The sequence below is a fragment of the Desulforhabdus sp. TSK genome (genome assembly GCF_022836495.1).
GTDB lineage: Bacteria > Desulfobacterota > Syntrophobacteria > Syntrophobacterales > Syntrophobacteraceae > Desulforhabdus.
Genome location: NZ_BQXM01000059.1, coordinates 1 through 10,552 on the forward strand (window position 1 = coordinate 1; position 10,552 = coordinate 10,552).

The window sequence follows — 10,552 nt, forward strand, 5'->3', positions numbered from 1 at the left end:
CAAACAGGGCACGGCCAGGCGCAAAATGCCCTCGCATGAACCGTTTTAGAATGGCAGGAGCATTGCTTCCCAGTGCTGGAGTCAAATACCGGTCAACGGGCGTTCGCCAATTTGGACGCCCTACTCTAAAATCTCTTTCAAGCCTTATTATCTGAATGACAACGGCCAATATTCTTATGTCTCAGGAGCAAATGTCATCAAGTGGGACATGGACCATGAGACCTTCGGTGGGGTTTTGAAATACGAACAGACTTTTTCGGAAGAGTTTAAAACAAAACTGGGATATTGGATACACAGGCAGCAGCCTCCAGGACCTCCCTTAGATCAAAAGAAATACACCGTGGGGCCAAAAGGCTTAAATTTTGCTGGATATGCAGTCCTTGCAGACAACGGATATCATGATTTTCAATCACCATTTGCTGAAGTGAGCGGGAAGGCATGTAATTTTGTATATTCTGCAGCTGTGAGATATCTATATTTCAAGTTGGGTGCGCTCACAAGCTATACCAACGGCACCAACGCCTCCACAAGCCAGGATTATGATACGGCTATCGCCAATGGCAAAGTGGATCCATGGGCGAGCGTGGATGCAAGATACTTTAGAGAGTGGCTGCCCAGTGTTTACCTGGGCTACAACATGAGCGACAATGCGACAGTTTATATTGACTACACGAGGACATATGGGCTGGATGTCAATCTATTCCCAACTTATGTCCAACAGAGATCGAATTTTGTTTCAAAAGGTGTAGAGCTCCAGGACTTGTGGAACAAGCTGGACCTTGAGATGTCGGATAATTTTGACTTGGGGCTCAAATCCAACATCGGCCCCATAAATCTGAATCCCAATGCTTTTGTCTCTTTTGTCAAGAACAAACAGGCAAGAATTTACGACGCTACATACAACGTTACGTATCCATATAACGGGGCGGATGCGCTGGCATATGGTTTCGAGTTGGCCGCGAGTGGTAATATTTTCAAGGATTTGGACTTCCTGGTGGGGCTATCTTATAATAAATATTATTTTACGGAAGATTTGAGAACGGCCTCGAATACCAGCATTCCGTCAGATGGCAATCAGGTACCCGATGCACCTGAATATATGGCAAAAGCCGCTTTGACCTACAGAATTTTTGATTTTGCGCTGACGCCGTCCGTCAGATACCTCTCCTCCCGATATGGTGATGTATTGAATCAAGAAAAAATCGATGACTCCATAATCGTCGATTTTGATATCTCTTATGAAATCAAGAAATTATTTTTCGCACGATCCGTGGAATTTCGCATCATCGCCACAAACATTTTTGACCAGAAATACATTTCCTCCATCAATACTGCCGATGATGCCTTGGCGGCTACAAATACTGCAGCAACATACCAAACCGGGGCTCCTTTTGGATTGTACGCCAACATGAATTTCAAATTTTAGGGGCAAAACGGACCGGTGGATTGGCAGCTCCTTGAAAAATTCCCGGGAGAAAGCGGCCATTAACGACAAGATGGGCGCAAGATCACGCCTTTCAAGAACCGTAAGGACAGTATCGGTCCAGGCCCAGCAAAATCGCAGGTCCGGCCACGGTGACCCCGAAGAAAAGAGTCGGTTTGCCTGCCGGCAGTTCGTCGACGGTTCCGTTGGCGACGGTACTGCCGGTCACCAGGGCAAGGTCACACCAGGCGAGGTTTCGGAGGGTCTCTTCGGGTCCCTGGATCAGAGCCCCGCATTTGGTTTTCCCGATATTGTCCTCATCGAGATCCGTAACCCTGAGGGCGAAATGCTTGGCCAATGCCTCGGCCATGCGCGGCTGGAACCCGATCATGGCGATCCGCGGACTCCCAAACTTCCCCTGGATGTGCTCGACCAACTGCAGGGCACAAAGAGGCGGTGAAGCGTCCTTGCAATGAATGGTTTTCTCGGCCAGGCCCAGGTGGCACATCAAGGCATTGAGGGTGGCGATGAAAACCGCCCGGCTTCGATTCTCAGTCAGTTGCAGAAGAGCCACCTCTTTCAGTGTACCGAAAAAGTGGCCGGGTGTGTCCGTGAACGCCTGTCCGCGGCTCCCCAGCACTTCCGCCTCCAACAACCGCTCACGGCCCTTGACGAGCGGGTAGTCGCGGTCTTCGGGAGATCCGATGGCCTGTTCAGGGCTCAGGCTGCGGACCTTTACCCGGATCGGAACCGCCCCGATTTCCTTTTCTTCGATGATCTCGAGGAATTTCATTTTCATTCGGCCTAAAGTATCCATAATGCCTCGCTGGTGAAAAAAAGGTTTGTGCCACTGGCAAGCGCGCCGGGATGTTGGGGTATCCCCGGGCATCCTGGATTTTTCCTGCCGGTTATTCTCTCCACCGCCAGTGCGCCGACGGTTTGCTGAAAGAGCGATTGACATCCCTTGGATTGAACCCCGTGCTGTAGAATCGTCGATAGAAGGCATCCGCTTCGGCCATGACGTCGAAACGACAGTGGTCGGGGTGAAGGACCGATGCCATGTACATGAGGCCAAGGATCCAGCGGGGGCTTCCAAAATCCCAGCCTGGTGAGGGGGGGGCGTAAATGCGTCGCGTCCGCACGGCTTCCACCTCCACCCCGAGTTGAAGGCATTCGGCATGGAAGTCTTCGACGGAATTGGAAATGAAAGCCGATATGAACATCACCTCGGGATTCAGGCGATTGAGCTCGACGAGGGAGAGTGTTCTCCCGGGGCGCCCTCCTTCCGGGAGCTCACGATTCACGCTTATTCCTCCGGCAGACTCGACCAGTTGATTTTCGAGCCTGCCGCGGTTCAGATAGAACAAGGGCTTTCCCATGGCATAGTAAACCCGCGGCCGATGCGTGACCTGTTCCAGGGCCCTCTCGATGCGATCCAGCCTCTCCTCCAGGTAGTCTACGAGCACCTCGCACCGATCGGGCACACCGGCGACCTCTCCGAAGTGGCGAAGAGCCTCGATATAGCTTCGGGGATGCTGAATGCTGCGATGCAATTTCTTGAGGCCTTCGCCTTGCAGAACATCCTCCCAGGCATTCACCATTGCCTTCTTCGAATCCACTCCCATGGTGATGAGCATGGCCTGCACCATTTCCAGTGCCCGAGTCAGGGGATAACCTCCTTCAAAATCTCCTTCCTGGTAGGTTGCGGTTGCCGGAGCCCCTTTGATCCGGAGATCATACCCACATCGCCGACATCGCTCGGTTTGATGTTTACACTCATCCTGGGAGACGATCAGCTTTGCCCCCATGGGTCCATAGAAATCCCGGCGCAGGGCCAATTCACCGCACCGGGGGCAGTGGGTGTGCAGGTGCTCGGTTCCCGGCGTGTTGAAGAGATAGACAAAATCCAGGGATTTCTGCAGCACCCTGCAGAAATCCTCAGCCTCACGGATGGAGGGTTCCCGAGCGATATCCGCACGTTCAAAGGGAAGGAAGCGCATGACCTGAAGCGGAATGTGAGGCGAAATGGTGGAAATGTATCGGGCCAGTTCCATCAATTCCTGCCGGTTGTCCCTCGTGAAGATGCAGGAGATCTCCATGTGCACACCGGCTGCATGGAGCTTCTTCATGTTGCTCAGGACGGGTTGAATCGCCGGTGCGCCGCAGGCTTGGTAGGAACTGTCCGAGAACCCCTTCATCCCGATGTTGATGAAGTCGAGATACGGCAACAGGGCATCGAGAGAGAGCTCGCTGAAATAACAGTTGGAGGAGCAGCCAACCTTCAATCCTTTCCCATGTGCCAGTTCGGCTACCCTGAGAAAGGACGGCAATGCAGCCAGTGGATCATTCATCAAAAAGGCAATGCCGCCACACCGGGTCCTCAGTGCTTCAGCCATGACATCTTCGGGGCTCAACGTCTTCAAGGCACTGCTGTCCGGTGACATTTCTCGAACAATGACGGTGGAGATGCACCCGTCGCAGTCGAAATTGCACCCGGTAGTGCTGATCTGCAGGAACTTGGTGCCGGGATAATAGTGGAGCATCGGCATGGTTTCAACGGAGATGGGGCAGGCCACGAGATAGCGGTCGGGAAATCTCTCGATGACCTGGCCCCCGCTCAGAGTGTACTGCCCGCAGCCGCCGCCGTTCCCTTCCGTGAGAACGCAGCCGCGCGCGCAGATGCTGCATTGCTGGTGAGTCATTCCTGTTTCCTCCCGGCAATCTTCACACGGGCCAATCCCTTTCCAGCATTCCATTTCCAATGGTTCAGCCCGATGAAGTTGAGCCTATTTCATGATGATGAGCCACAATCCTTCATTGTTGTTATCCACAACGAAATACGTTGTTATCCCGGCTTGTTTCAAAGCCGCCTCGAAGCGGGACCGGCTCACGGAGCTCAAATTGTTCGCCACCCTGTTGCGGAACTTCTCGCTGCCGCCATCGCGCCTTTCCATCTCTTGTGTGATCTGCTCCCTCAGTGTGGCTGATCCAAAACCGCCCCCGATGTAGGCCATGCCGCCGGGGGCAAGAATCCGGTAGATTTCCTGGAAAGCCTTGGCGCAGTCTTCCCAGAAGAATACCGAGCCACGACTCACAACCAGATCCACCGAGCCGTCCGGGAGCCCGATACAGGAGACATCCCCCTGCAGGATGTCCGCGCGCCCTTCCCAACCGTTTTTCGTGATGGTTCGTTTTGCCAGTTTGAGCATTTCCTCGGACTGATCGAAGAAGTGAACGAAAAGGTCCGTCAACCGAGCCAGGGCCGCCCCCAGGTATCCGCCGCCACACCCGATATCCAGACAGGTTCCCTGAGTAATACCGGTCGTCTCGACGATCCGGCGTGCGATGACGGGGTACACCGGAGCAAATACAGTGCGTGCAAGATTGTCAAATGACTGAGCATCGATTTTCATTTTGGACTCCGGAAAATCCTTTTCTCTGAGATTATGGGGTTAATTTAAAGTTGATGCAGAGCATGGCCCATCCCGACACAATATTTCCATTCAACCGGGCCGGCCTGAAACGCCATTTCGATACGGCCTCCATCGCGTTCAAATCAAATACCCCCGGAGGATCGCCTTTCACCACTGCAACATCGGCCACGCGTCCCTCGGTGTTGATCAAGCACCTCACCACCACGTGTCCCGAAATGCCTCGGCGGCGCGCTTCCACGGGATACTGGGGCTCTATCTTCTTTACGACGGCCGGGCCGTGATCCGGTTGACCCTGCCCAGCCCCGGCCCCAGCTCCTGCCCCGGCAACACCTGTTTTTTCTCCGGGTGCTCTACCACCAACGGAATTATCGCGCCCTTCACCTCCGGAGCCAATGCCGAGCGTACTGCCCCCTGCACCCGGGGATACATTTTCACCCACTGTCGAGGTGGACTCACGATCCGGGAACGCCTCTTGCCGGGGGCTTTCAGCCTTTTTGCCGCTTGAAGACCTGAGGGTACGAGCCACCGGCTTTTCGAGCTTTGCCTCAGGCTTCCGGCTGAGTTTCTCTCTTGCCTTCCTCACGACCGTCACAGGTTCTTTCCGATGTGTCGGATGCGGGGTTGCCGGGGCTGAAGCATGTTCCGTTTGATTCGTTTCAGAGGGTGGGCGAGGGGAAGTAAAATTCCCAGCCGATGTGCATGCCGGTTGGGCCGCGCCTCCGGTTGAGCCTTGGCCTTCGCCGGCAGATGCGCTTTCATCGCCATTGCCGGGCCGGCCTCCACCCATGTCACCGGCCTCCACCACCGATGGATAGAGTTGAACCATCATGTAAGGTATTTCATCGGTCCGGCTGGTCCCGACGGAACGGGAAACCAGGAGGGCGGCCATGAAAAGAAACACGTGGAAAATCATGGAACAGCTGAGAGCGTGAACCATCCGCCGTTCCGTGGGGGGCTGCAGCCACGTCCAGTCATGAACGGGCTCCTCCTCCGTCAAGTTTTCGCCATTACTCAAAAGTGGCATAAAGGTCGAGTCTGTCTCCTCGGAATCCTCCCGACACGCGGCAGACCGATCCAGGAGCTCCTGCATCCAGTTGTCCTCTACCTCTTCGTTCATGATCGCCTCAGCTCCATCCCTTCTTGCTCGTTCTCAAGATGACGGCGAAAACGGGTATTCCCAGAAGTGCCGTCAGGATGCCGATGGGGATCTCCACGGTGAAGAGGAGCCTTGACGCGTTGTCCACAACCAGGAGGAAGAGCGCCCCCAGGAGTGTCGAGACGGGGAGCAGGATGTGGTTGTCGGGTCCTACCAGCATGCGTCCAATATGAGGAATCACCAGGCCGACCCAACCGATGATCCCCCCTAGGGCCACGGTCAGGCTGCTGATGAAAGTGGCCGTGAGAATAAGGGTGATGCGGAGCTCGGTCACGTGAATCCCCATGGATCGCGCCTCTTCGTCGCCCATGGTGAGAACGTTCAATTTCTCGGAAAGCAGAAGCAATACAAGGATGCCGCCCACGATGGGGGGGGCGAGGGTCAGCGCGCTTTTCCCATCCACCATGGAAAAGCCGCCCATGAGCCAGTACACGATGGCGGGCAGCTGGCTGTAGGGGTCGGCGAGGATTTTCACGATGGAGAGCAGAGAGGTGAAGAGTGCGCCGCTGATGATGCCCCCGAGTACGAGCAGCAGGATCCGGTCCCCACGATAGAAGCGGGAAAGCAACAGGGCGAGGAGTACCGCCAGCAATCCGAAAGAGACCGAAGTTGCCTGAACAATGAGCCAGCTCGTGGAAATGACCATCCCCAAAGCCGCCCCGAACGACGCGCCCGCCAGTACCCCCAGTAGGCCGGGGGATACCAGGGGATTGACGAACATGGCCTGAAATGCGGCCCCGGACACGGAAAGAGCCGCTCCCACGAGCATGGCTGCCAGAATCCTGGGCATTCGGATTTGGAGCAGCAGGATGGACACCATCTGAAGTTTTTGCTCATCCATCGCTGTCAGGCGGAAGAGCACGTGTCCCAGGTAGGCTCCCATCTCAGGAATGCTGACAGGGTACCTCCCGACGCCCAGTGAAATCACGACTCCTGCCGCAAGCAGGCCCAGGAGCAACGACGGAACAATGCGCTGCCTCATGCTCCAGGTGCCTCCCGGGCTATCGCTTCGTCCAGTTCCAGGATCGGAAACATGCTGTGTACATCCTTCGCATCCATCGGTCTCCTTCGATGTTTCGGGGACCCTTCAAACGGAGTGCTCGTTTCGCGGGGTCCGGCGTTTGTAACCTCCGTCCGCTATGGAACGCGGCAGACAGGTCTTTACGCTCCCCTTCACACGGAGAATGCTGATCTCGGTGTTGTAGAGGCGACAGACGGCTTCCTCGTTCATGACATCATTCGGCCTCCCTGCGGCCGCAACTCTGCCTTCCTGCAGCATGACCACATCATCGGCGATCCAGAGGGCGTGGTCGGGAAAATGGGTGGACTTGATGAATGTGTAGCCGTCCTGTGCCAGATCGGCGATCCGGTCCAGCAGACGGATCTGGTTTCCAAAATCGAGGCCGTTTGTGGGCTCGTCCATAATGAGCGTATCCGCCCCCTGGCAGAGCGCGCGGGCGATGAGGGTCAACTGCCGCTCCCCTCCGCTCACCTCCGTGTAGCTGCGATCTTTGAGGTGCGCGATGGAAAGGCGTTCGAGGGAGTGGAGAGCGATCTCCGCATCTTCTTTTGAATACCTGGAAAAGAACGGCTTGTGGGGGGATCTCCCCATCAGGACGACGTCGAGCACATTGTAGGCAAAAGCCATGCGGTGCGTTTGCGGAACATAGGCTATCCGCTTTGCCAGGTCCCTGGGCGTCATCTCTGCAACCGACTTTCCCTCGAACAGCACGGAGCCTTTCGAGGGACGGTAAATACCCAAGAGCAGCTTGAGCAGGGTCGATTTGCCGCTTCCATTGGGGCCCAGGAGGGAGACGATCCTTCCTTTGTCCACTGAGAGCGAGACATTCTCGAGGACGGGTGATCCCGAGTAAGTGAAACCGACGCCTTCGGCCCGAATCAACTCCATCGGTGCGGTCCTTTCCCCGTGTTATCGCTGCAATACCGCCTGCAGAGCTTGGTCGTTCAGTTGGACCCCCAGGAACAGGTTGTAAAATTCCCTCGTCTCGCGGGCTGCTTCGAATGGGAAACGCTCGGGATACAGGATGTTCGCAAGCCACCTGATCCCCAGGAGACGCATGAAGGATGGGGGGCGGTCGAACCAGTTGAAGGGCGAGCGAGGGATCAGGTACACTTTCTTGTTTTTCACCGCTCGAATGGACTGCCATCTTGGATCACTGTACACGCCGTCGACGAATTCCTTCTCCTGGGCGAGGATGATTTCCGGGTCGGCTGTTATCACCTCCTCGATGGAAATTCGCTCCATGCCGTACCAGTCCCTGGGGCTGCAGCGATAGATATTCTTCCCGCCAGCAAGGTTGATCAGTTCTGCATGGAGGGATTGGTCGCATTCTGTGCTCAGTCCGTCACGCCCTTCGGCATAGTAGACGGAAACCTTCCTGTCGTCAGGGATGGTCTTCGCTGCCGGTTCGACCGCCCCCAGGGCTTGAACGGCGTATTCACTCAAGGCGTGAGCACGATCCTCCCGCCCAAGAAGCTTTCCCATGAACCGAAAGGTTTCCGGATAGTCGTTCAACTGGTCGAGTCGAACATAGACCATCGGGAGCATCAACTGCTTTGCCGCCTGTTCGATCTTTTCGTTCGTAGCCGTTTGCTTCCACACCCAGACGACCATGACGTCCGGCTTGACCTTGAGGATTGCTTCCTGGTTCGGCGTTCGTCCCTGGCCAAACCATCCCCCAAGGACCGGCAGGCCCTCCATGGAGCTGCTCAGGTACTGCCTCTCCGCCGGGTTGAAAGGGAAGTTCAATCCGGCCAGGAGGGTCGGGTCCACGGCATAGAGCAGGTAGGTGGCAGGAGGGGAAGACCCGTACACTTTCGTGATGCGGTCAGGTACAGAGACCGTCCGACCGGCCATGTCGACAATCTCCCGGCCTTCGGCATACTGGGCGGCAAAGATCGCAAGAAGGATGAAAGCGCAGATTGCCGCAGTTCGTTTCAAGCATGATGGAAACATGCTGTGCTCACTTGAGGAGAGGGTGACGGCCAGCGTCCCTGCCGCACAACCGATGTCGAGGACGCTCCAGTGCGATTTGGGCTTCATGATCTCGATGAACTGCCCGATATAATCGCTTGCCGTCGCATGGCGCGTGAACTCGGGCGCTCGCTTGTCCCAGAAGGCGGTATCGCGCATGGGAGCCCTCTCTTTTGGCTGAATTTCTTGCCACACAGCATTCCAGTCAATGGACAGCAGGCTCATGATGTTTGTCCCTTTCTGACTCGATGAACCTTTCCACGTGACGCGTGGACAGAAAAGGAGGGGGCATGTACGGTGTAGTAATCGCCCAACTGAGCGCATGATTTGCACAGCACCCTTCCCTTGCGCAGCACATGGCGCATGTCCAACACCGCCTCACCGCACTCCTGGCAGATCACGCTATCCAACGGGACTCCCGGAAGGTCCTGGGGCCTCAGGTTGACCCTCACCTCCTGAATCATCAAAAGATCCTTTTCGGCTATGGCCATCAGCGCCGCCAGATCCGCCTGCTTGCCGTCTTCCCGAGGGAAGTCGGTTTTTGCCATCTGTTCCACTTTCTTGCGGGAATCCCCTCTGACGCTCACTCGCACAGCCCTGCGGGAGCCGATATCGACGAACGTGGCCGCCATCTTGCCGTAGTCGATGATCTTGATGCTGCGCTTGCCGGGTGTTCGGCCCGTCACGGCAATGATAGCGTCGGTGGCGCATCGGTCGATTTCGACGAATATCACCAGGTCTCTGCCTTCTCTGCCCCGAGGGTCTTTGATCTCCAATTCCCTCAAGCCGGCCATGGCCATCCTCACACCGAGTATCTGCCCCCCGCAGAGATGCCCATGGAACCTCACGGCTTCATCCAGCAGGCTCTGAAAATCTTCATTCTTTCCAATCATGGCGCTCTCCCGAATTGGGTGGTATGAAAAAACCTGCGCCTCGACCGTGAACAAGATCGTGCGCGGTTTAGCAATGGCGCAAAGCCTTTCCACCTTGATTTTGAAAGGAAAGTGGGGTAAGAGTATCGCCTATACACGACATGCTGCACATTTGAAAGGCTATTAAAGTATTTTATAGATGTCAATATTATTTTATACACGTCATTTTTCTTGGCACCTGGGTGCCGTAACCGCTCCAGCGGCAAGGCCTATGGGACGCTGGATAGAAAAGATTCGGGGGAATGATGCTGCTGAAGAGCCTGGCACCCCTTCTTTTGACCCTTAAAGTGGCGGGTCTGGCCACCCTGGCCGCTTTTCTGGCTGGAGTGGCGCTCGCCTTCTGCATTGCCCGCTTCCGGTTTCCGGGAAGAGAATGGCTCGACGCGCTCCTGACACTGCCCCTCGTGCTGCCCCCCACGGTCCTGGGCTATTACCTCATCGTGCTGATCGGGAGGAACGGCTGGATCGGCCGCTGGCTGTACGAGGCGCTGGGAATCACGCTCATGTTCACCTGGCAGGGAGCGGTGCTGGCCTCCACGGTGGTATCCTTTCCACTGGTCTACAAAGCGGCTCGAAGCGCCTTCGAGAGCGTCGACCCCAACCTGGAAAAGG

General features: G+C 56.0%; 10 protein-coding genes. 2 read left to right on the plus strand and 8 right to left on the minus strand.

Annotated elements, in window-relative coordinates:
• The first annotated feature begins 151 nt into the window (after positions 1-151).
• Positions 152-1,426, plus strand: coding sequence for a TonB-dependent receptor (locus tag MWC30_RS21010; protein WP_244086171.1), 1,275 nt, complete (start codon positions 152-154; stop codon positions 1,424-1,426).
• A 91-nt stretch (positions 1,427-1,517) separates the two neighbouring features.
• Here the strand turns inward: MWC30_RS21010 and MWC30_RS21015 are convergent, their stop codons facing one another.
• The 8 genes from MWC30_RS21015 to MWC30_RS21050 form a co-directional block, all read right to left on the minus strand.
• Positions 1,518-2,222 (minus strand): DUF364 domain-containing protein, encoded by a 705-nt coding sequence (locus MWC30_RS21015; protein ID WP_244086163.1) that lies wholly within the window; start codon positions 2,220-2,222, stop codon positions 1,518-1,520.
• A 109-nt stretch (positions 2,223-2,331) separates the two neighbouring features.
• Positions 2,332-4,125 (minus strand): radical SAM protein, encoded by a 1,794-nt coding sequence (locus MWC30_RS21020; RefSeq protein WP_244086164.1) that lies wholly within the window; start codon positions 4,123-4,125, stop codon positions 2,332-2,334.
• A gap of 84 nt (positions 4,126-4,209) precedes the next feature.
• On the minus strand, positions 4,210-4,836 hold the full coding sequence (locus MWC30_RS21025) for a class I SAM-dependent methyltransferase (protein WP_244086165.1): 627 nt from the start codon (positions 4,834-4,836) through the stop codon (positions 4,210-4,212).
• A 31-nt stretch (positions 4,837-4,867) separates the two neighbouring features.
• Positions 4,868-5,974 (minus strand): energy transducer TonB, encoded by a 1,107-nt coding sequence (locus tag MWC30_RS21030; RefSeq protein ID WP_244086166.1) that lies wholly within the window; start codon positions 5,972-5,974, stop codon positions 4,868-4,870.
• Positions 5,975-5,981: 7 nt separating this feature from the next.
• Entirely contained in the window at positions 5,982-6,995 is a 1,014-nt protein-coding gene (locus MWC30_RS21035) for an iron ABC transporter permease (protein WP_244086167.1), read from the minus strand.
• A gap of 105 nt (positions 6,996-7,100) precedes the next feature.
• Positions 7,101-7,922, minus strand: coding sequence for an ABC transporter ATP-binding protein (locus MWC30_RS21040; protein WP_244086168.1), 822 nt, complete (start codon positions 7,920-7,922; stop codon positions 7,101-7,103).
• 21 nt (positions 7,923-7,943) lie between these two features.
• Positions 7,944-9,167: an ABC transporter substrate-binding protein gene (locus MWC30_RS21045; protein ID WP_244086169.1), complete on the minus strand. Its 1,224-nt coding sequence runs from the start codon at positions 9,165-9,167 to the stop codon at positions 7,944-7,946.
• A gap of 62 nt (positions 9,168-9,229) precedes the next feature.
• Positions 9,230-9,901, minus strand: coding sequence for an FmdE family protein (locus tag MWC30_RS21050; RefSeq protein WP_244086170.1), 672 nt, complete (start codon positions 9,899-9,901; stop codon positions 9,230-9,232).
• A gap of 284 nt (positions 9,902-10,185) precedes the next feature.
• On the opposite strand from MWC30_RS21050, the gene MWC30_RS21055 reads away from it, so the two are divergent.
• The coding region (locus MWC30_RS21055) for a molybdate ABC transporter permease subunit (protein ID WP_368860917.1) at positions 10,186-10,552 on the plus strand (367 nt) is incomplete at its 3' end.

Bases quoted from the DNA above. Each gene is read 5' to 3' on its own strand.
- MWC30_RS21035 (WP_244086167.1), bottom strand. From the start codon at position 6,995: ATGAGGCAGCGCATTGTTCCGTCGTTGCTCCTGGGCCTGCTTGCGGCA.
- MWC30_RS21015 (WP_244086163.1), bottom strand. From the start codon at position 2,222: ATGAAAATGAAATTCCTCGAGATCATCGAAGAAAAGGAAATCGGGGCG.
- MWC30_RS21040 (WP_244086168.1), bottom strand. From the start codon at position 7,922: ATGGAGTTGATTCGGGCCGAAGGCGTCGGTTTCACTTACTCGGGATCA.
- MWC30_RS21025 (WP_244086165.1), bottom strand. From the start codon at position 4,836: ATGAAAATCGATGCTCAGTCATTTGACAATCTTGCACGCACTGTATTT.
- MWC30_RS21045 (WP_244086169.1), bottom strand. From the start codon at position 9,167: ATGCGCGATACCGCCTTCTGGGACAAGCGAGCGCCCGAGTTCACGCGC.
- MWC30_RS21020 (WP_244086164.1), bottom strand. From the start codon at position 4,125: ATGACTCACCAGCAATGCAGCATCTGCGCGCGCGGCTGCGTTCTCACG.
- MWC30_RS21030 (WP_244086166.1), bottom strand. From the start codon at position 5,974: ATGAACGAAGAGGTAGAGGACAACTGGATGCAGGAGCTCCTGGATCGG.
- MWC30_RS21050 (WP_244086170.1), bottom strand. From the start codon at position 9,901: ATGATTGGAAAGAATGAAGATTTTCAGAGCCTGCTGGATGAAGCCGTG.